The organism is Planctomycetota bacterium (genome assembly GCA_035384565.1).
Taxonomy (GTDB): Bacteria; Planctomycetota; PUPC01; order DSUN01; family DSUN01; genus DAOOIT01.
Map to the genome: position 1 here is coordinate 45,849 of DAOOIT010000028.1, position 21,229 is coordinate 67,077.

Below are 21,229 nucleotides of genomic sequence, written 5' to 3' on the forward strand. Positions count from 1 at the left end.
TGGCACAGGCGCCGCTCCTAGGAGCCTGGCGCGCTGCGCCTGCGCGTGCGTAAGCGTATATTCAGCCAGTACATGTGGACGAAACTTGAGTTGTCGGCCCCCGAGCAGCGGGCCGCCAAGACCTTGGCCCGACCGGCCCGCGTTCGAGACACCCGAGGCCGGCGAGCGCGCCAACCGCGCCAAAAACTTGAGCGGCGGCACTTGACTTCCAGGCAACTTCGTGTACATTCCCTGTGTTCGCGCGCGTCTGAGGGCACGGCTCAGGCGAGCACGACGCGGGCCAACGCGCCACCGAGCGTACGGGTTGCCGCTCGGCTCACGGAGGGAAATGCATGCGCAAGGCGGGCGCATCGCGAGTGCGGCAGGTCTCCAACTTCATCCTCGTCGCCTTGGGCTTCGGCTTCATCTACTGGTTCACCGAGTGCGTGGTCCAGGTGTACCTCTTCGACGCCGACAGGGTCACGCTGGACCTGCTGCGCCAGAAGGGATTCTGGGACCGGCTGATCACCCGCCTCTCCACGCCCACGCCGAATGAGCTGTGGGTGCGGCTCCTGATGATGATCGCCTTCGTGCTCTTCGGCGGCTTCGTGCAGCACACCGTGCGCTTGCGTCTTCGGGCCGAAAGCAACCTGGAACGGCTCAACCGCGAGCTCGAGCAGCGGGTCGAGGACCGCACGGCCCGCCTCGCCGCGGCCAACCGCGAGCTCGAGGCCTTCAACTACACGGTCTCCCACGATCTGCGTTCCCCGCTGCGGATCATCCTCGGCCTCTCGCGCGACCTGCTCGAGTCGGCCGCCGACCCCGCGGCCCCCTCCTTCCGCCAGCACGTGGCGGCCATCCACCAGAGCTCCGAGAAGATGAGCCGCCTGATTGACGACCTGCTGGCGCTCTCGCGTTCCGCGCGCCGCGGGCTCCAACTGGCCCAGATAGACGTGGGCGAGCTGGCCCGCGTGGTGTTCGACGAGCTGATGGTGGCGCACGGGAACCGCTCGGTGGCGCTCGCCGTCACCGAGATGCCCCCGGCACACGGCGACCTTTCGATGCTGCATGAGGCCATGACCAACCTGCTCGCCAACGCCCTGAAGTTCACCAGCCAGAACCCCAAGGCCCGCATCGAGGTCGGGGGGCGGATTGACGCGGACCGCCACGAGCACGTCTACTATGTGCGCGACAACGGCGTGGGCTTCGACCCCAAGTACGCGCACCGCCTGTTCCGCGTCTTCCAGCGGCTGCACAGCGACGAGGCCTTCGAGGGCACGGGCGTGGGCCTGGCGATCGTGCAGCGCATCCTCGAACGGCACGGGGGCAGAACGTGGGCCGAGGGCGCCGTGGGCCAGGGCGCCACCTTTTACTTCGCGCTGCCCGCCACCGCCCGCGCGACCCCGGCGCCCGAGTTCGCGCAGCCCGAGTACGCCGCACAGGAGGCCCGCGCATGAGTGCTCCGGCGGCCCTTGATGAACCCAAACCCCGGGCCTCGGGCTGGCCGCTCCAGATCCTCATCCTGGAAGACGTGTCGCTGGAGGCCCAACTGGTGGAGTCCGAGCTCCGCCGCGGCAAGATTCAGTTCGCCGCCCGGCGCGTGACCACCCGCGAGGCGTTCGTGGCCGCGCTGCAAGAGACGGCGTTCGACCTGATCTTCGCCGACTACAAGCTGCCCGACTTCGACGGGCTGACGGCGCTGGCCCTCGCGCAGGAGCTCCGCCCCGAGGTCCCCTTCATCCTGGTGTCGGGCCAGATCAGCGAGGAGATGGCCATCGAGGCGGTCAAGGGGGGAGCCACGGACTACGTCTTCAAGGACCACCTCGGGCGCCTCCTGCCCTCGGTGCACCGGGCCCTGCGCGAGGTGCGCGAGCGCACGCGCCGCCAGGTGGCCGAGAGCGCCCTGCGCGCCAGCGAGCAGCGCTACCGCATGCTCGTCGAGCGCTCGCGCGACGGCATCCTCCAGTTCGACCAGCGCGGGCAGCTCGCCTTCGCCAACCCGCGGGCCGTCGAGATCCTCGGCTGCGAGCGCGCCAGGCTCATCGCCCAGCCCGCCATCGTCAACCGGCTGCTCCATCCGGCCTCCTGGCGGCAGTTCCTCGCCGTGATCGAGGAGTTCGAGGCCACGGGCAAGCTGCCCGAGCGGGCCGCCGAGTGGCGCTGGGTGCGCCCCGACGGCAAACCCGTGTTCACCGAGAACCTCTTCACCGACCTGGTGAACGACGTGGGGCGGCGAATCGGCTTCCAGATCGTGCTGCGCGACGTCACCGACAAGAAGCGGGCCGAGGTGGAGCTCCGCCGAAGCTACGCCAAGCTCCGCCGCATCTTCTACCAGACCGTGAACACCCTGTCCTCCGCCGTCGGCAAGCGCGACCCCTACACCGGCGGCCACCAGCACCGCGTGGCGCAACTGGCCCGCTCCATCGCCGAGGAGATGAAGCTGCCCCCCGGCCGCACAGAGGGCATCTTCCTCACCGGCCTCCTGCACGACATCGGCAAGATCAACATCCCGGGCGAAGTGCTCAACCGCTCCGGCCCCCTCACCGAGGCCGAAACGCTCATGATCCGCACCCACCCCGAGGTCGGCTACCAGATCCTCAAGAACATCGAGTTCCCCTGGCCCGTGGCCATGGCCACCGTGCAGCACCACGAGCATCTCGACGGCTCGGGTTACCCGGCCGGCCTGAAGGGGGACCAGATCATCCTCGAGGCCCGCATCCTCACCGTGGCCGACGTGATCGAGGGCATGGCCTCGCACCGCCCCTACCGGCCCGCCCTGGGCATCAAGAAGGCCCTTCAAGAGACCGCGCGGTACAGCGGCACCCGCTACGACCCCACCGTGGTCGAGTGCAGCCGCAGGCTGTTCGAGGAGCGCCGATTCCAGTTCGACCTGGACGATGCCTCGAGCCTGTGGGCCAACGGGCACCAGACGATTGCCGAGATAGACCTGCCCTCGCGCGGCCAGGGCCATGCTCAGCCGCCCGGCAGCGACCAGTAGCACATGTAGTTCGACCAGCTATGGAGCGGGGGCCGGAGGGGCCTGTGGGCGGGGCGTCCCTGCCCCGCGTCTGCGGCTGCGTAAATCCAGAGCCGCTCGGGGTCCCACGCGATCAGATTGTCGCGGCCGGTGCCGAAGAGGTCCATGACCTCGGAGCATAGCTCCGGGTGGCCATCGTCGGGGAACGGCACGACCTGTTCGCCGCGCCAGTCACAAAGTCCGCCGAAATCGGCGTGAGCGGAGTAGTAGATCAGCTCCTCGTCCTCCCCCGTCCAGTTTACGGGCTGAAGGGTGTTGCCGCACACGGGGTGCTCGCGCGACCAGAGGAGCTTGCCCGTCGAGTCGAGCAGCGCCACGATCCCGGGTGCGCCCCAGTAGGTGCAGATGGCATATTGAAGGCCTGGGGCGTCGCCGCGGAACTTGGCGATGCTGAGGCGCTGGACGTGGCCGTGTCGGACGGCCAGCAGATCGCCGTGGAGGCCGGCGATGAGCAGGCCGTCGTCGCCGCCGGCGCGCACCGCCTTGGGCTCGCCCCAGCCCTGGGGGTCGCCCGAGCCGGGGAAGGGCATAGCAAAGATGGCGTCGGCGTGGTCGCCGAGGTGCAGGTTCTGGAGGTCGCGCCCGTCGGCCGTGAGCCAGTGGTAGCCGGCGATCACCTCGTCGCGGCCGTCGCCGTCGAGGTCGGCCGCGAAGGGGAAGTGCCCCAGGTTGCCCACCCATGACCAGAGCGGCTGGAGGTCGGGCGAGAGCGCCCAGAGGTGGTGGTAGCGGTCCTTCAAAAGCAAGTCGCGGGCGGCGCCGCGGCCCGCCAGGTCGGCGAAGCGGATCGAGTCGGCCACGACGCGCGGGAACTCGTGCCCGTCGGGCGAGCCGAAGTAGGAGATGGACCTCTTGAGGAGCGGATGGTGCTCGGGGCGTTCGGGCGTGGGGGCGGCGTACTTGAGCTTGCCCGTCGCGCCGTCGAGCATCTGAATCTCGAAGCCGCGCACGCACACCACCTCGTTCCGCCCGTCGCCGTCAAGGTCGTTCACCTGGAACGGCAGGTCGCCGGCCAGCGGCGTCTGCGGCGTGGGCGTGCCCGATTGCCAGAGCACCTCGCCCTCCGCCGTGAGCGCCGTGAGGCAACCGACGGAGTAGTAGCCCGCGCCGCCCTCGATAGGCGCGCGCTGGGCGAGCACGATATCGGGCAGCCCGTTCCCTGTCAGGTCGCCGAATCGAATCTGCCGGCAGGTGCCGAAGCCGGGCGTAGCGATCTTCCGCACAAGCCGCATCTCTGGATACCGCCTGCCGCTGGTAGTGCGGCCTTCAGGCCGCCTCCGGGCGCTACGGGCTGAAGCCGGCACCACGCACGTGCGGCGATCCGGGCGGCCGTCCACGGCGAGCGCGCGGAAGCGGGCCGGGCAGTTGGCCAACAGCCCCACCCGCCCATCCAGGTGCCCGCCCCAGCGGGTGAGGAAGACGAGCTCGTCGTCTACCCAGAAGCTCAGATTCGTCCGATCCAGGTCCATGCGCAGCGTGATCCAGTTGCCGACGAGGTGCGGGAACATCCCCGCCATCTCCTGCTCGATATGGAACTGCTCGCCGTTGCGCGAGACGAACTTCACGCCGCCGGGGTCGAGAAGCAGAGCCATGTAGTCGAGCGCCGTGCGGAAGCGGAACACCACCCCCGCCTCCTGGGTGAGCCGCGGGCAGAGAACCTGGGCTTCGACTCCGCGGACCTTGCGCCAGAACGTGTCGTTGACGATGAGGGTGTTGTTGTGGCGGCTGTCGTGGAGTTGCTCGATGAAGCGCCCGTCGCGGTCCTCGCCCACCCGCCAGTTGCTCGACTGCCACGTCCAGTGCAGCGTCGGCTCGTGCCAGCCGGCGTAGCGCGGGTCGCTGCGGAGGCAATGGAACTCGCCCAGCGGGTCGTTCCGCCGCGGCACGTCGCCGAGGGGGAGGTTGGCCAGGGTGATCTGCATGGGCTACTGCTCTCTTCGCACTCGCTAACGAGCCAGCGCGCATTCGAGAAGGTCCACAACGGCGCGGACCAGCCGTCGGAACGTCTCGCGCCTTAGAGCGCCAAGCTCGGCGGAAAGCAGCTCCCGATTCGCCGTGAACAGCTTGCCGGGTCGTGCGTAGCTGACGACGCGCAGGGAACCAGCGGCGAGGTCGGCATCAGTGAGTGTCACAGATCGCGCATCGCCGTAGGGGTTGCTGGTGATCTGGCAGAGAACCCAATCGCCTCGTCCCGCGTCGGCAAGGACGACGGCGGGACGCAGCTTGGCCTGCGAGAGGTCAGAGAAAGGGAAAGGAACTAGGAGCCTGTCCGAGAATCCGCGTGAGGCTGCGACGCCGCCGATTCGGGCCGCACGCAAGGAGCGAGGAGGAGGCGATGCAACGGAGCGCATCGCGGACGATGAGCGACACCGCGGGCGGCCTGAAGTCGCGGCGTCCCTTCGGGTTGCGGCGTCAGCGGGCCGGCTGCCACGTTGCGGCTCCTCAGCGATGCATTCCAGGGCATCGCCTGCGTCGCCGCGCCTCGCATCCAGCCCGCTGGCGCCGGCAACGCAGCCCACGGGGATTCTTGGACAGGCTCCTAGGATGACCGACCCGGCTGAAGGTGTGACCACGCCGCGTCCTCCTCGGGGCGGTTCCAGTCCTCGGCGAGCGCCGGCTCACTGAACAGCGCCGTTTCCGACACCCGAAGCGCAGGGGCCTCCTCCAGAATGGTCACCAGCGCCCGGTGGGCACCCGTCAGGTGGATGTCCTCCAGGAGGCGGACATTTCCCTGCTCGTCCACGACGGCTTCAAGGGTCCTGGACATGCTCGCATCCTCCACGTTCATTGTCGTCGTGAGAGGCGTAGTTGTCAAGCCAATCGAGGGGGTTTGGAGGCTTTCCTTCCAACGCCGCCGCGGGTAGAATGCACGGAGAGCTTCCTACGCCTCAATCCGAAAGGGTTTCCGCAATGCTCGACCGCCGACTCGAACGCCAACTGAACTTCCTCCTCGAAGCCGACAAGCTGAAGGGCGTGGTGCGCCAGACGCTGCTGCCGAGCGCGCGCCGCCAGGAGAACAGCGCCGAGCACTCGTGGCACCTGGCCCTCATGGCCATCCTCCTCGCCGAGCACGCGCGAGACGCCGGCGTGGACCTGCTGCGCGTGGTCGAGATGGCGCTGGTGCACGATCTGGTGGAGATTGACGCGGGCGACACGTATATCTACGACGAGGCGGGCCGGCGCGACCAGGCGGCCCGCGAGGCGGCCGCGGCCGACCGCCTCTTCGCCCTCCTGCCGCCCGACCAGGGGGCCTGGGTCCGCGCGCTGTGGGAGGAGTACGAGGCGGGCGAGTCGGCCGAGGCGCGCTTCCTGGAGGCGCTCGACCGGCTTCAGCCGCTGCTGCTGAACTTCCACACCCGGGGCGCGCAGTGGCAGAGGCACGGCGTGACGGTGGACCAGGTGGTCGCCCGCAACCGCGTGATGGAGCGGGGCGCGCCCACGCTCTGGGCCTATGCCGAGCGCCTGATCCGCGAGGCGGTGGCGAGAGGGTTCCTCTGCGGCGCTCAGTCGAGCCAGGGCAGCTCGCGGCCAATCAGGCGGAAGAACTCGCCGACCTCGCCGCGGTAGAAGTCCGCCAGCATCGCCCGGGTCGCGGGGTCCATCGCCGGGTACCGGCCGGCGAATTCGCGCTGGCCGAGCGTGGGCGCGAAGGTCTCCTCCACGCCCAGGAAGCGGTAGATCGAGCGGATGAAGGCGGCGGGGTCGGCCACCAGGTCGTCGTAGAGGAAGACGCCGAAGTCGGGGAAGGCCTCGCGCCAGTGCTTCAGCCAGGTGCCGTAGCGGCCGTAGTCCTGGATCCAGCGGCCGTCGTCGCGGAACATGCGCTCGAAGGGCACGACGAGGCGCTTCTTGCCCACCCGCTCGCGCCGCTCGGCCCACATCCAGTACTGCGACCAGGCGCGGTCCACCGGATTGCGGAAGACGGCGAAGACCTTGATGCCGGGGTAGGTCTTGCGGATCTCGTCGCGGGCCGAGGGGAAGGGGCGAACCAGGTGCTTCCACCACGATTGGAGCGACCAGCGGGGATAGTGCTCGAGGCGCGGCTCGTCGCGGCGGGGGCTGATGAAATAGTTGGGCGAGATCTCGCCGGCGAGGCGGGTGCCTTTGCCGGCGAAGAGGGCGTGGTACCAGCCGTAGCCGCGGTGGAACTCGTGGGTGAAGAAGGAGATTTCCTTCTTGCCGAGGAGAATCTGGGGGTGCTCGGCCAGGCGCCTGGCCACCCACGTGGTGCCGCTCTTCTGCACGCCCACGCCGATGAAATCGGGGCCGTCGTTCAAGCCTCCGCTCCTCGGTGCGCCAGATACACATTGGATGGGTGGATGAATGGATGGCTGGAAGAATGCCAGAAATCCAGGCAATCATCCACTCATCCAACCAGCCATCCGCCTGATTCACCGGCTCGTGGCGATGTAGCCTTTCCTCTCCAGGTGCAGGATGACGGCCTGGGCGCCCTCCTCGGGCGTGATGTCGCTGGTGTCGATCGCCAGGTCGGCATCCTGCGGCACCTCGTAGGGGTCGGAGACGCCGGTGAACTCCTTGACGAGGCCGGCCCGGGCCTTGGCGTAGAGGCCCTTGCGGTCGCGCTGCTCGCAGACCTCCACGGGGGTGGAGACGTGGACGAGGATGAACCCGCCGCCGGCCTCGATGGCCGCGCGCACGTCCTTGCGCGTGGTGTCGTAGGGGGCGATCGGGGCGCAGATGGCGATGCCGCCGTTCTTCGTGATCTCCGAGGCCACGAAGCCGATGCGCCGGATGTTGATGTCGCGGTGCTCCTTCGAGAAGCCGAGTTCGCTCGAGAGGTGGGTGCGCACGATGTCGCCGTCGAGCAGCGTGACCGGCCGGCCGCCGATCTCGAGGAGCTTCACGAGCAGCACGTTGGCGAGGGTGGACTTTCCGGAGCTGGGCAGGCCCGTGAAGAAGACGGTGAAGCCCTGCTTCGAGCGCGGCGGGTGGGTGCGGCGTAGTTCGGCGATCACCTCGGGGAACGAGAACCAGGCGGGGATGTCGCGCCCGTCCATCAGGCGGTCGCGCAGCTCGGTGCCCGAGAGGTCCTTCGTGCGCGCGCCGGCCGGCACCTCGTCCTCGGGCAGGTAGCGGTCGAGGTCCTCGACGTAGAGCATGGCCTTGAACGGCACGGGGGTGATGCCCAGCTCGCGCTCGTGCTTCAGGATCAAATCCTGCGCATCGTAGGGGCCGTAGAAGGGCCGACCAGCCGAGTCCTTGCCCGGCCCGGCGTGGTCGCGGCCGACGATGAGGTGGGTGCAGCCGTAGTTCTTGCGGATGATGGCGTGCCAGACGGCCTCGCGGGGGCCGCCCATGCGCATGGCCAGGGGCAGCAGGCTGAGCATGGCGGTGTTCTGCGGGTAGTGGCGGAGCGCGGCGCGGTAGCAGCGCACGCGGGTGTAGTGGTCCACGTCGCCCGGCTTGGTCATGCCCACCACGGGGTGGATGAGCAGGTTGGCCTCGAGCTGGCTGGCGGCGCGGAAGGTGAGCTCGACGTGCGCGCGGTGCAGCGGGTTGCGGGTCTGGAAGGCCACCACCCGGCGCCAACCGAGGGCCACGAAGCGCTCGCGCAGCTCGGCCGGCGTCTGGCGCAGCGGCACGAAGTCGTAGTGGGCGGGAAGCTGGAGCCCCTCGACCCGCCCGCCGACGTAGACGGGATTGGACCGCTTGAGCAGGTGCGCCACGGCCGGGTGCTCGGCGTTCGTCGTGCCGTAGACCTGTTGCGCCTCCTGCGGGCGGTCGGGCGTCCAGATTTCGGAGACGTGCACGGCGGCCAGGGCCACCCCCTCGAGGTCGCGCAGGAAGAGCAACTGGCCCGGCTGGAGCTTGCCCGCCATCTCCTCGGTGACGTCCAGGGTGATCGGAATGGGCCAGAGGGTGCCGTCGGCCAGGCGCATCGCCGAGCACACGCCCTCGTAGTCCTTCCGGCACAGGAAGCCGTCGAGCGGCGAGAAGCCGCCGTTGAGCAGCAGCTCGAGGTCGCAGGTCTGCCGGGGCGTGAGGGTCCACGAGGCGGCCTTGACCGCCAGGCCCTTGAGCTCCTTCGCACGGTCGGGCGTGACCATCAGGTTCATGAGCCTGCCGCCATGCGGGGCGATGAGATGCGAGGGCATACGTTTCCTCCAGAGGGACGGGAGACCGTGGGTTCGGGGACCGGGCCGACGGGGCGAGCGGGCCAGCGCCAGGCCAGGATTCTACCAGGAAGGCCCGCGGGGCGCAAACCGGGGGAGCCGCGCGGGTGGGAACCGGGAGAGCTGGCGACCGTGCGGGAACGGCCCGCCCCTGCCTCGGGCCGACGTTGTGGGCGACGTGTCCCCACGCCGCGGTTCCCGGGATGGGGACGTCCAGCCCAGAAGGCGCTCTGGCTCCGCCGCGCCGACGCCGGCAGCGCCGCCCGTGTGGGTTCTGAGGCAGTTTCTGGGCCCCATACTTGCTCAACTCAGGGGGGGAGAGAATTGAGCAAGTATGGACGGAAAGGCCGTAGAGCCGCCCGGATCGCCAAAGCGCCATACTTGCTCAACTCTCGGCGGAGGCGGAAGTGAGCAGGTATGGCGGCGGGGTGTCTGGTTTCCAAGACAATGCGGGTGACTGGGGGCGCGGGCGGCAGGATCGGGGGGCCGCGCTCGGGGGGGCTGGTTCTCACTGCACGCGCAGCGCGCGCAGCTCGGCCGGGCGAAGGGTGAGCGTGAGCCTGCCGCCCGCCGCCTGGACGGGTTGCCCCGTCGCCGCGTCGGTCACCTGGCCCTGAGCGGGCAGCGCGACCGCGACGTTCTTCCTCTCGCCGAAGCCGACGTTTACGACGGCCACGTAGGTGCCGGACTTCGGCGTGCGGATGGCGCGCACGACGACCTCGGGGTCGCTGGCCGCGTTGGCCACCACCTCGCTGGGCAACGCGGGCAGGGCGAGGAAGGCGGCGTGGAACTCGCGCACGAACTGAGGAAAGCCGCGGAGGTTGCTGTTGCCGGTGAGCGAGCCGAGGCAAACGGGGTCGCCGTAGGCCACGGCGCGCGCCTCGGCCATCATGCAGTAGGGGCCGGAACGCTCGACGTCGCAGATGAAGTAGCCGAGGACCTCGTCGTTCCCTGCGTTCATCTCGTTCTCGTTGAGCGAGTAGTGGCGCACGGCGGCGAGGCCCGAGCGCGTGCGGTAGTCCTCGAACGCCTTGGGCGACGAGACGGTGTAGAGGCGGTTGTAGGTGTAGGTGAGCATCACGCCGTCGGCATCGCGGTAGGTGTGCGGGTCGTTGGGGGGCGAGGCGTGGGCCATCTCCCACTTGTCCCAGTTCTCGTGGAACGTGGCGAGGCCGCGGGCGTGCATGTTCTGCGAGACGACCTCATCGAGGGCGTAGGGCTTGACGAACTTGTAGTGCGTCTCGTCGGCGAGGATCTTCTCCCAGGCGGGGAAGTCGTCGGTCACGACCACCTGCATCCACTGCCAGCCGTTGGGCTTGCCGTGGCCGGTGATCGAGCGGGGCAGCGCGCGGCCCGGCTCGCTGGAGTCGTTGGTGTAGAGCACGAAGGCGTCGGGGCCGAGGGCCGCACGCAGGTGGTCGCGGAGCGCCTCGAAGAACTGCCGCCGCTTGCCGAACCACCATTGGTAGTATTTGTCCCGCAGCGCCTTGTCGTTCTGGAGGTGCGAGCGCGAGATGCGGGTGCCGTCGTTGGCCTCCTTCGAGAAGAGGCGCAGGTTGGCCTCGTTGAAGCTGATGGGCATGGCGGTGGGCCGCTGGCGGAACCAGGCGCCGACGAACTTCGCCTTGTCCCTGTACTTCGTGATCGTGAGGTCGAGGATCTTCTTCGCGTCGGCGACGGTGTCGGGGTCGGTGATGTCGGCGTTCTTGCCTTCGCACCAGGAGATGTGCGTGTAAGTATCGCCGCCGTCGAGGCGCTTGCAGCGGCTCTGGGAGCCGAGGGCGAGCTTCTTGTCGCCGCCGATGCTGCCGCGGTACTCGTAGTAGGGCAGCACGGTGAGGCCGTGCTTCGCTGCCCGCTCCACAATCGCCGCCCACAGCCCGGGGGTGGAGGACTGGTAGACCCAGGCGTTGCCGCCCCCTTCGGCGGAGTCCCACCCCTGGTTGTGGCCGAACTCGAGCAGGTCCTTGGCGTAGGTGTTGATGCCGAGGAAGGCCATCGCCTTCATCTTGTACTCGTGCCAGGCCGCGATGTCCTTCACGCCGCGGAGGGTCTCGTCCTGCTCCTCGGGCTTGTGGCCGAAGGCCACGACGCCGTCGGCCATCTCCTCGCGCGAGAAGACGTGGCGGCGCGGCAGGCCGTCGGGCGGGAAGTGGAGTTTCACGGCCAGCGCGGCGGGGTCGGCGATCTCGAAGAGGCGGAGCTTCGACACGGCGGCCCCCGCGCTGCGCGGGTCCTGGAAGGCGGGCGGCTGTGCGATGGCGACCCAGAAGCCGTCGGCCGGCACAAGCGGCCGCGCGCCCAGGCCGCGCGGGCGCTTGATCTCGGGGAACCGGTCGTGGAGGTAGAAGAGCTGGCTCCATCGCTCGAGCTTGCCCGAGAGCGGGTAGTTGAGCGACTCGGGGTTGTTGGGCACGTACTTGCCCTTCAGCACGTCGCCGATGGCCGTGCCCGAGGCGAAGCCGAGCGCGGTCTCGCAGCCCCAGTTGCACACGTACATCGCGCGCGGCTGGTCCTCGGGGTATTGGAGGCTCAGCACGTAGCAGCCGCCGGCCTTCAGCCCCTTGCCCTCGCCGATGCGATAGGCGAAGTACTTCGGCTCCTGGCCCGTGTTGGGCAGAAGGCGGCAGGGGGTGCCGAGGAGCTTTTCGACCCGACTGACCCCGGCGGGGAACTCCATGAAGAGGATGTCCTTATTCGGCGCCGAGCAGTCAATCTCCTGGACGAGTCGTAGCCGGCCGAACGGCGGCCCGGCGTCGGCGAGGGGCATCTCCTCGCCCCGCCCGTGAGAGGCCAGGATGCTCAGGACGACGGACGACCACAGCAGGGTGCGATGGGGCACTCGCGTTTCCTTCCGGCAGGACTGGGTTGTTGAGACAGCGGCCGACGCCCCCTCCCGGCCGTCCACAGCATAGCCGAAACGCGGGTCTGGCGCAACCAGGAGGCGGCGGAGGAGGATGGCCCCTGATTCTGGCAGCCAGTGGCCTTTCCTCGGCTCCGACCCTTCCCCTGCCCCCTCCCTGAAAGGCTTACCCTTGCCCGCATGTTCTCGAGGGCCTGCCTTAGCCCCCGAAGGGGGCGTTTGGGCGTAGCCCAGGGCGACCGCGTTCGCGGGCTACTGGCACGCAAGATGTGGGCGAAGATGGGCACTGAAAGGGAGGGGAGAGAGGGTGGACCCCCCAGAGAAGGGCATTGCCAGCATTGGGGGCCATACTCGCGGCGGAAGCAGGGGCGCTAGCCCGCATTTCTCACCAGCCCCGCAGGAGCCGCGCAGGAAACCTTGTCATTCCGAGCGAAGCGGAGCGAAGTCGAGGAACCTCTCAAGGGGACAGACCGACATCACAGGGCACACTCCGTTGTCGGCGGCCGCTCCTCCGAAAGGTGCTTCGACAGGCTCAGCATGACAAGAAGGGGGCGTTCCGCACTCCCAGGCCGGCGGGCCGGTGAGAGATGCGGGCTAGATGCCCACGAGGCGTTCGGCCGTGCCGCCCATGATGGCGGCGCGCACCTCTTTCGGCACCTTCAACTCGTCGAGGAGCAGGCCGATGGCCCGGATGCCGGCCGCCAGGCGCTTCGTGCCCGAGAGGTGGGTGAAGAAGTCAGTGCCGAAGAGCAGCTTGCGGTAGTCGGTGAACGGCCAGCAGTCGCGCAGGATTCGGGCGTAGGCCTTCACCCGCGCCTTCGTGTCCGCGCACGAGGGGGTGGTGAGGTCGGCGTAGACGTTGGGGTGGTGGACAAGGAGCGCCGCGGCCTCGTCGCGGCGGCCGAGGCTGAGGAAGTGGGCCATGATGAGGTTGAGGCCGGGAAAGGCGCGCGCGATGGCATCCAGACACATCGGGCGCATGCGGTCGCTTGAGATGTCCAGCCGCGGCCAGTCGAGCCTGGCCATTTCCGCCCAGCCGTGCTGCGCCCCCCAAACATCCATCCGGGCCAGGACGCCTGTGTGGAAGAGGATGGGCATGCCCAGCTTCTCGGCTTGCGCGTAGATGGGGTAGAAGCTCTTGTCGTCGTAGCTTCGCTTGGGGGCGATGACCTTGAGGGCGCGGAAGCCCTGCGCGTGCAACTGGCGGACCGTGGCCGGCCCGTCGCCGCGCCCGAGGGCCACGTAGCCGAAGCCGACCACCACGTCGGGATGCCGCTCGATGGCGGCGGCCACGGCGTCGTTGCCGGGCTGGTGAAACATCGCTCCGCACGACGAGATGCCGAGGCGGCAGCCCAGGCGGCGGGCCTCGGCCGCCACACGGTCAATGTCGGTACCCAGGTCCATGTGCACGTGCACGTCGAAGCAGCGGAAGCGCGCCACGGGGGTGTCTCCTGTGCTCGGGGCCGAGAACGCGGCTCTCGGCAGAGCCTACCATGTGAGCCGCCGGCTCGCAATCGCGTGTCGCCGCTCGCCGCGGCCAAGGGGGGTTGCCGCGTCGGTTGCACTCCCTGGCCTCTTGTAGCATAATCGTCGGTGTGCTGAGTCGCCCGATTCCACGCGCGGAGAACGGTCCTCAATGCGGCATGGCGTCCCCCTCCTGGCTGTCTTGTGGCTTGTTCAATCCTCTGCCCCGGCAGCGGCGCCGCCCGAGGTGGTCGCCGATTGGCTGGCGCAGGACGGGTTAGCGGGCGAGCAGGCGATCACGAGGGAGCGCGTGGCCGCCCTCCTCGTCCAGCTTGGCGATGCGGCGGCCGACCTGCGGAAGCAACTCGATGAGGTGGGCCTCGCCGACCTCTCGCCCCGCGATCTCTATTTGAGGGCCTGCGAGCGCCGCCGCGAGGCCCGCCTCAAGCCCCACCTCGCCCAACTCGCCCGCATCGTGTTCACCAAGCACTACGACCTGGGCGGCTCGCACTATGCCTACACCGAAGGCCAGAGCGACGCTCAGGCCGAACGCCACTTTCGCCCGGGATCGAGCCTGTGCTTGCTCGAGATGGACGGCGCCTATGGCAAGGTGACCACGCTGCTCGACGACCCGAAGGGCGTGATCCGCGACCCCGACGTCTCCTACGACGCCGCCCGAGTCCTGTTCGCCTGGAAGAAGGACCTGAACAAGGACGACTACCACCTCTACGAGATGAACGCGTCGAGCCGCGAGGTGCGCCAGCTCACCCACGGCCTCGGCTTCGCCGACTACGAGGGCGCCTATCTCCCCTCAGGCGACATCGTGTTCAACTCCACCCGCTGCGTGCAGATCGTGGACTGCTGGTGGACCGAGGTGAGCAATCTCTACACCTGCGGCCCGAACGGCGAGCACCTGCGCCGCCTCTCCTTCGACCAGGTCCACACCAACTTCCCCACCGTCACCCACGACGGCCGGGTGATCTACACGCGCTGGGACTACAATGACCGCGGCCAGATCTACCCCCAGGGCCTCTTCCACATGCACGCCGACGGCACGGGCCAGACCGAGCTGTACGGCAACAACTCATGGTTCCCCACCACCATCCTCCACGCCCGGGCCATCCCCGGCACAAGCAAGTACGTGGCGATCTTCACCGGCCACCACTCGCGGCAGAAGGGCTGGCTGGGCATCGTGGACCCCCGACGCGGCCGCCAGGAGAACGCCGGCGCCCAGCTCATCGCGCCCGTCCGCGAGACCAAGGCGGTCCGCGTGGACGCCTACGGCCAGACCGGCGACCAGTGGCAATACCCCTATCCCCTCTCCGAGACGGCTTTCCTCGTCACCTTCCGCACCGAGAAGGCCCCGCACTTCGCCCTCTATTGGATGGACGCCGACGGCCGCCGCGAGCTCCTCGCCGCCGACCCGAACATCTCGTGCAACCAGCCCATCCCGCTCCTCCCCCGCCCCGTGCCGCCCGTGAAGGCCAACGTCGTAGATTACCGCAAGGACAAGGGCTGGGTCTACCTCCAGGACATCTACGAGGGGCCGGGCCTGGCCGGCGTGCCGCGGGGCGCGATCAAGCAGCTTCGCGTCGTCGCCCTCGAGTTCCGCGCCGCGGGCATCGGCTCCAACGGCAACAGCGGCCCGGCCGGCGGCGCACTCATCTCCACCCCCGTCTCCATCCAGGGCACGTGGGACGTCAAGCGCGTGCTCGGCACCACGCCCGTGCACCCCGACGGCTCGGCCTGCTTCGTCCTCCCCGCCCGCACGCCCGTCTACTTCCAGGCCCTCGACGCCAACGGCCACGCCGTGCAGACGATGCGGAGCTGGATGAGCCTCCAGCCCGGCGAGAGCGTCTCGTGCGTCGGCTGCCACGAGAACAAGAACACCGCACCGCCAGTGTCCCACACGAGCGCGGCGCTGTTCGCCGGCCCCCAGCCCCTCGCGCCTCCTGAATGGGGAACCGAGGGCTTCGGCTTCATCCGCCACATCCAACCCATCCTCGACAAACACTGCATCAAGTGCCACCACCTCGACGCGCCGCCGAGCTACGGCGTCCCGGCGATCTCGCGGAACGGCCGCGACCTGCGCGCGGTCGCTTTCGACCCGAAAACGATGCGGGTGCTCACGCCCGCTGACGCCCGCTGGTGGTACACCCTCGAGGCCCCGCCCGCCAACTGGACGAAGCCCGACTTCGACCACTCGAGATGGCGGGTCGGCCCCGGCGGCTTCGGCACAGGCGTGCCCGACAGCAAGGTGCGCACCGCCTGGAAGACGGCCGACATCTGGCTCCGCCTGCCCTTCGACCTGAAGGAGAAGCCGAAGTCCCCTGCCCTCCTCTGGCACCATGACGACGACGCCGAGGTTTACATCAACGGCCTCCTGGCCGTGCAAGCCGACCGCTTCACCACCAAGTACGAGGTCGTGCCGATCGCGCCCAGGGCGGCGGCCGCGCTCAAGATCGGGGCCAACACCCTCGCCGTGCACTGCAAGTACGACGGCGGCGGACAATACATTGATGCCGCCCTCATCGAGGTTCTGGGCGGGGCGTATGTTGTGGGCGGGGCGTCTCCGCTCCCCGAGTCCCCCTCGGGCCCCGAACCCAGACCGTCGAACACCGAACCCCCTCCGGGCGTTACACCCGCCTTCAGCCTGCGCGGCATCCAAACGCTCGACAGCGCCAGCCGCCGGAAGTGGAGCGACTCGTATCTCGCCCTCGCCAACCGCCGCGTGGCCGACTGGATCAACGTTCAGAGCGAGCCCTCGATGCTCCCGCCCTACAAGGCCGGCGCGGGCAAGAGCAAACTCGTCGCTATGCTCGTCGAGGGCCACAACGGCGTCAAGCTCACCCCCGCCGAGCTCCACCGCATCGCCACCTGGATTGACCTCCTCGTCCCCTATTGCTCCGATTACACCGAGGCGATGGACGACAAGGGCGTGCCCGTTTACGAGCGCTACCTCGCCAAGCGTCGCGCTTGGGAGGCCCAAGAGGCCGCGAACATCGCCGAGATGCTCGCCCAGCCTCTCCACCGAGGCGCCACAGTGCCATGAACGGCCGCCAGCGGTTCCTGAAGATCGCCCGTGGGGAGCTCAGGGGCGAGCTGTTCCTGCCCTGCGACCTCAACTATTCGTGGTTCATGGACGAGACGCTCGAGCGCTGGCGCCGCGAGGGCCTGCCGCCGGGGGCCGACCCGCGGGAGTTCTTCGGCCTCGACCGCGTGGCCTTCGCCGGCGGCTCACCCTACTCGGTGGTGCCGCCCTTCGAGCCCCGCGTGCTTGCCGACGAGGGCGACACCCAGGTCGTCCGCGACGAACTGGGCATCACGAAGCGCGTCTGGAAGCACCACGCCGCCTCCAACATGCCGCAGTGGCTCGACTTCCCCATCAAGTCGCGCCGCGATTGGGAGGCGTTCCGCGAGCGCCTCGACCCGCGCTCGCCCGAACGCTGGCCGAGGGACTGGGCGCGCGCCGAACGCGAGTGGACGAGCCGCGACTACCCGCTGGGTCTCGGCCCCGGCAGCTTCTTCGGCCACACCCTCCAGCGTTGGTGCGGCACCGAGAACCTCTGCCTGCTCTTCTACGACGACCCGCGCCTGGTCCACGACATGCTCGACCACCTCGAATGGTTCTTCCTCGAACTCGTGAAGGGCTACGTGGCGCACGTGCCGTTCGACTTCGCTTCGTTCGGCGAGGACATCGCCTTCAAGGGCCGCTCGTTCATCTCGCCCGGGCTCTTTCGCGAGTTTCTCCAGCCGCGCTACGTCCGCATCTGCCAGGCTCTGCGGGCCAGCGGCATCGAGACGATTTTCGTGGACAGCGATGGCTTCATTGACGAACTCATCCCCCTGTGGCTCGAAGTGGGCATCAACGGCTTCTCGCCGCTCGAGGTGGCCGCGGGCGAGGACGCCCTTGCGCTCAAGCGGCGCTACGGCCGCAACATCGTCCTCGCCGGCAACCTGGACAAGCGTGCCCTCACCCGAGGCAAGGCAGCCATTGAGCGCGAGGCCGCCAAGGCCCACCGCCTGCTCGACCTCGGCGGCTACTTCCCCGCGGTGGACCACTCGGTGCCGCCCGACGTGCCGCTCGACAGCTTCGTCCACCTCCTCCGCGCCCTGCGCGGCGCTTGACGCTCCCGGCGCCAGGCCATAGAATCGGTGCCATGGTGCATAGGACCGTGCCGGGGCTTGTGTCCTATCAGTCCTATCGGTCCTGTCTGTCCTATCCGTAATCTGGCATGACCCTCTCTCCTTGAAGGAGAATGCCCATGCTCCCCCTGATGCTCTCCCTGATGGCCGCCACGCCTGCCGAGCCGATCCGGCTCCACCCCGACAACCCCCACTATCTCCTCTGGCGCGGCAAGCCCGCGGTGCTCATCACCTCGGGCGAACACTACGGGGCCGTGCTGAATCAGGACTTCGACTACGTGCCGTACCTCGATGAACTTCAGCGCGGCGGCTTGAACCTCACGCGCACCTTCAGCGGCGTCTACTGCGAGGGGCCTGGCTCGTTCAAGATCAAGGGCAACCCTCTCGCCCCCGCCAAAGACCGCCTCATCTGCCCCTGGGCTCGCTCCGATACGCCTGGCTATGCCAACGGGGGCAACAAGTTCGACCTCACGAGGTTCGACCCCGCCTACTTCGCCCGCCTGAAGGACTTCGTGGCCCAGGCCGCCCGGCGCGGCGTCGTGGTCGAATACGTCCTCTTCTGCCCGTTCTACGAGGACGAGATGTGGAACCTCAGCCCGATGAACGCCAGGAACAACGTCAACGGCATCGGGGCCATTCATCGCAACGAAGTCCACACCCTCAAACACAGGGACCTGCTCGCCGTCCAAGAGGCCTTCGTGCGGAAGGCCGTGGCCGAGCTGCGCGACGCCGATAACCTCTACTACGAAATCTGCAACGAGCCCTATTTCGGCGGCTGCACCATCGAGTGGCAGCACCGCATCGCCGACGTGATTGTCGAGGCGGAGAAGGACTTCCCCCACAAGCACCTGATCGCGCAGAACATCGCCAACGGGAAGGCCCAGATCGAGAAGCCCCACCCCGCCGTCAGCATCTTCAACTTCCACTACGCCACCCCGCCCGACACCGTGGCGATGAACTGGGGCCTCCACAAGGTGATTGCGGACGACGAGACCGGCTTCAAGGGCAGCGGCGACACGGTGTATCGCGGCGAGGGCTGGGACTTCCTCCTCGCGGGCGGCGCCATTTACTCGAATCTCGACTACTCGTTCACCCCCGACGCCGAAGCCGGCACCGCCAAGCCCGACGCTCCGGGCGGTGGCGGCGCCACGCTGCGCAAGCAACTCCGCATCCTCAAGGACTTCATTGAAAGCTTTGATTTCATCAGGATGGCGCCCGACAACAGCGTCATCCGGGGCGGCGTGCCGGAGAAGGCCACGGCCCGTGCCCTCGTCGAGAAGGGCAGGGCCTACGCCGTCTACGTGCGTGGCGGCGCCCAGGCCGCCCTCGTCCTCGACCTCCCCGCCGGCAGCTACAAGGCCGAATGGGTGAACACCAGGACGGGCGCCATCGAGAAGCCCGAGGTATTCCAGCACGCGGGCGGCACCAAGACCCTCGCCTCGCCCCCCTACACCGAGGACATCGCGCTGCGGGTCAAGAGGGCGGAATGACATGCGGAACAAGGGAGCCCGAAGGGGTCCGCACTCGGATGAGCGATGGGTGCTCATCCCCGAGTGTTCCATCCTGGGCCGACCGATCATCTTCGGCCTGATCCCGCTCGAAGGCTGCCCGCGGCCGGGCATGTGCTGCTACCGCGCGCGCCTGTGCGAGAAGGAGGAGCGTGATTGCTGGTTCGCACGGCCGATGGAGAGCAAGGTGATCCCCTTCGATGACGAGGCAGCCGTGAAGCTCATCCTGGCCTCTGGGCGCGCATTCGCCGGCGGCCCGGAGCCCTGCCCCCTGATCCTGGACTCCCCCCTGCCGTCCGCCCTGAAGGCACAGATCCTTCAGGAATTCCTCGAATACATAGACGAACTGGATTCTCCGGCCAACTTCGTGCCGGACGAGATCATCGCGGCCCTGAAACTGCTCGGCTGACGACTCGGCCTTAGGTCCTTGCGGCATCGGACAGGCAGATGACCTCGATGCCGTCGGACCCGGTGACCGCGGTGTCGTTCGTCAGAATCACGGTGCAGCCCGTGAGCCGTGCCGTTGCCACATGTATGGCGTCGGGGAGACGCAAGCCATGGGCGGCGCGTTGCTTGGCAGCCTCAACAAGGACATCGAGAGTGACGGGGCTGATACTGAGTCCTGCCCGATCAGCGACGGCGCGCCGACAGCTCGCAACGGCCCCCTGATCACGCTCGCGGAACGGCTTGACCAGGAGTTCGGCAAGGGTCAACTGACTGGTTACACAGCGCACATCGCCAGCCTCGATGGCCGTGAACAACGCTCGCAGCGCTGCCTCAAAGGCAGGAAACGCGTTCAGCGCGTAGATGAAGACATTGGCGTCGAGGTAGGTCTGCCGCCCCTGAAGAGCGTCTAGGATTCCCATGCATCCCGCTCCCGGCGCAGGTACGCATCGGCCTCCTCGGGTGAGGCGAACTGGCCGCGGGTGGACCCGATGAGGCTGGTGAGCGCAGGCAGCGCATCGGGACCCTCGTTGGCCCCAGCCTGACCGGCGCGCGAGCCAGCACGGCGCTTCAGGGGCACGATCTGGGCCACGGGCTTGTCGTTCTCGCTGAGGACCACGTGGACGCCCGCGACCGCCCGATGGACCAGCTCCTTCAGGTGTGCCTGGGCATCGTTGAGGTCCACCGTTTCCGTCTTCATGTCGTGACCCTCGGCTGTCCTCTGCCGGCTACCGCCTTCCGCACACCATCTTGCGGCCACCCACACCAAGTATATCCCCACAAGGAGGAAATGCAAGCGTTGAGCTGATCGCTAACCCACCTCGGCGCAGGCGTTGGCATCGAACGGGTTGGTGCGCAGGGCGAGCGAGAAGAGGTAGGGATAGCTGCCCTTCAGGTGCCTCATGTAGTCGAGCCACTCGGCGATGAGCAGGCCGTAGGCGCGCCTCATGTCGCCCGCAATGTGCGCGGCGTCGGTCTCGGCGAGATGGGCCGCGTCGTGGCGGCAGGACAACTCCTCGGCCAGATGGGTCACGGCCCACAACAGGTCGGTGAAGGTGCCGTGCTCGAGCAGGTTGGGGTTCTGGAGCAGGCCGAGCAGGAAGGTGCGCTCGCGCGTCAGAAACGCCTTGAGCGCCTCCAGGTCGCCCCGCCCGCAGTCCATCTTGAAATCGTAGCTGCGGAATTGCGCGCGCGCCTTCCGGAAATCGTCGTTCGACCACTCGGGCGTGATGACCAGCCCGCAGACCACGCGCCCGGACTCGGCGTCGAAGGCCGACAGGTCCTTGAGCAGCTTCGTCCCCACCTCGCTGAAGAACGCCCCGATCACCATGTTCATCTTCTGAAGCAGCGAACGCTTCTCGTGGGCGTTGAGCACGGCGTGGAGGATCAGGGTGACGATGAGCACGTCGAGCGGCAGGAAAGCGATGTCGCCGACGAGGTAGATGAGGATGTGATGCAGATCGCGGAAGAACAGCCAGTGAATCGTATAGAGCACCACGGAGAGCAGGACGAGCGCCACGCCCAGCTTCACCCGCCAGTTGAGCTTCTTCATTCGGGGCCTCTCACCGTTCCAGATTCCGCACCTCCGCACCGAGCATCAAGTGCTTCTGCCCGTATTCTAGAACGCCGCCGGTCATGACGCAATCTCTGTTTG

General features: G+C 68.2%; 17 protein-coding genes. 7 read left to right on the top strand and 10 right to left on the bottom strand.

Going from position 1 to position 21,229, the window contains the following annotated elements; all coding sequences use genetic code 11:
* The first annotated feature begins 332 nt into the window (after positions 1-332).
* Positions 333-1,436 carry an ATP-binding protein gene (locus PLE19_11980; GenBank protein HPD15665.1) on the top strand — a complete coding sequence of 368 codons (1,104 nt, stop codon included), beginning with the start codon at positions 333-335 and terminating at the stop codon, positions 1,434-1,436.
* On the top strand, positions 1,433-2,977 hold the full coding sequence (locus PLE19_11985; protein HPD15666.1) for an HD domain-containing phosphohydrolase: 1,545 nt from the start codon (positions 1,433-1,435) through the stop codon (positions 2,975-2,977). The genes PLE19_11980 and PLE19_11985 overlap by 4 nt, the downstream gene beginning before the upstream one ends.
* Here PLE19_11985 and PLE19_11990 read toward each other — a convergent pair.
* The 3 genes from PLE19_11990 to PLE19_12000 all read right to left on the bottom strand — a co-directional run bounded on the left by PLE19_11990 (position 2,953) and on the right by PLE19_12000 (position 5,783).
* Positions 2,953-4,938 (bottom strand): hypothetical protein, encoded by a 1,986-nt coding sequence (locus PLE19_11990; protein ID HPD15667.1) that lies wholly within the window; start codon positions 4,936-4,938, stop codon positions 2,953-2,955. The two genes, PLE19_11985 and PLE19_11990, sit on opposite strands and share 25 nt — an antisense overlap.
* Before the next feature lie 24 nt (positions 4,939-4,962).
* Positions 4,963-5,367 (bottom strand): type II toxin-antitoxin system PemK/MazF family toxin, encoded by a 405-nt coding sequence (locus PLE19_11995; protein ID HPD15668.1) that lies wholly within the window; start codon positions 5,365-5,367, stop codon positions 4,963-4,965.
* Between the two features lie 188 nt (positions 5,368-5,555).
* Entirely contained in the window at positions 5,556-5,783 is a 228-nt protein-coding gene (locus PLE19_12000) for a hypothetical protein (protein ID HPD15669.1), read from the bottom strand.
* A gap of 143 nt (positions 5,784-5,926) precedes the next feature.
* On the opposite strand from PLE19_12000, the gene PLE19_12005 reads away from it, so the two are divergent.
* On the top strand, positions 5,927-6,583 hold the full coding sequence (locus PLE19_12005) for an HD domain-containing protein (protein HPD15670.1): 657 nt from the start codon (positions 5,927-5,929) through the stop codon (positions 6,581-6,583).
* Here the strand turns inward: PLE19_12005 and PLE19_12010 are convergent.
* The 4 genes from PLE19_12010 to PLE19_12025 all read right to left on the bottom strand — a co-directional run bounded on the left by PLE19_12010 (position 6,520) and on the right by PLE19_12025 (position 13,453).
* Entirely contained in the window at positions 6,520-7,293 is a 774-nt protein-coding gene (locus PLE19_12010) for a sulfotransferase (GenBank protein HPD15671.1), read from the bottom strand. The genes PLE19_12005 and PLE19_12010 overlap by 64 nt on opposite strands.
* A 114-nt stretch (positions 7,294-7,407) precedes the next feature.
* Entirely contained in the window at positions 7,408-9,132 is a 1,725-nt protein-coding gene (locus tag PLE19_12015; GenBank protein HPD15672.1) for a bifunctional sulfate adenylyltransferase/adenylylsulfate kinase, read from the bottom strand.
* A gap of 526 nt (positions 9,133-9,658) precedes the next feature.
* The gene (locus PLE19_12020) at positions 9,659-11,992 is read right to left on the bottom strand and encodes a hypothetical protein (GenBank protein ID HPD15673.1); all 2,334 of its coding nucleotides are present in this window, start codon (positions 11,990-11,992) and stop codon (positions 9,659-9,661) included.
* Positions 11,993-12,607: 615 nt separating this feature from the next.
* On the bottom strand, positions 12,608-13,453 hold the full coding sequence (locus PLE19_12025; protein ID HPD15674.1) for an amidohydrolase family protein: 846 nt from the start codon (positions 13,451-13,453) through the stop codon (positions 12,608-12,610).
* Positions 13,454-13,649: 196 nt separating this feature from the next.
* On the opposite strand from PLE19_12025, the gene PLE19_12030 reads away from it, so the two are divergent.
* From PLE19_12030 to PLE19_12045, 4 genes are all read left to right on the top strand, one after another.
* Positions 13,650-16,529, top strand: coding sequence for a hypothetical protein (locus PLE19_12030; GenBank protein ID HPD15675.1), 2,880 nt, complete (start codon positions 13,650-13,652; stop codon positions 16,527-16,529).
* Entirely contained in the window at positions 16,526-17,605 is a 1,080-nt protein-coding gene (locus PLE19_12035; protein HPD15676.1) for a uroporphyrinogen decarboxylase family protein, read from the top strand. Before PLE19_12030 ends, PLE19_12035 begins: the two co-directional genes overlap by 4 nt.
* Positions 17,606-17,742: 137 nt before the next feature.
* The gene (locus tag PLE19_12040) at positions 17,743-19,113 is read left to right on the top strand and encodes a hypothetical protein (GenBank protein HPD15677.1); all 1,371 of its coding nucleotides are present in this window, start codon (positions 17,743-17,745) and stop codon (positions 19,111-19,113) included.
* A gap of 49 nt (positions 19,114-19,162) precedes the next feature.
* The gene (locus PLE19_12045; protein HPD15678.1) at positions 19,163-19,540 is read left to right on the top strand and encodes a hypothetical protein; all 378 of its coding nucleotides are present in this window, start codon (positions 19,163-19,165) and stop codon (positions 19,538-19,540) included.
* Between the two features lie 10 nt (positions 19,541-19,550).
* On the opposite strand, the gene PLE19_12050 is transcribed toward PLE19_12045, so the two are convergent.
* The 3 genes from PLE19_12050 to PLE19_12060 form a co-directional block, all read right to left on the bottom strand.
* Complete coding sequence (locus PLE19_12050) at positions 19,551-19,997, bottom strand: type II toxin-antitoxin system VapC family toxin (GenBank protein ID HPD15679.1); 447 nt, start codon at positions 19,995-19,997, stop codon at positions 19,551-19,553.
* Positions 19,985-20,275, bottom strand: a complete 291-nt coding sequence (locus tag PLE19_12055; protein HPD15680.1) for a type II toxin-antitoxin system prevent-host-death family antitoxin — start codon at positions 20,273-20,275, stop codon at positions 19,985-19,987. The genes PLE19_12050 and PLE19_12055 overlap by 13 nt, the downstream gene beginning before the upstream one ends.
* A 111-nt stretch (positions 20,276-20,386) precedes the next feature.
* Positions 20,387-21,127 carry a hypothetical protein gene (locus PLE19_12060; protein HPD15681.1) on the bottom strand — a complete coding sequence of 247 codons (741 nt, stop codon included), beginning with the start codon at positions 21,125-21,127 and terminating at the stop codon, positions 20,387-20,389.
* Positions 21,128-21,229 lie beyond the last annotated feature (102 nt).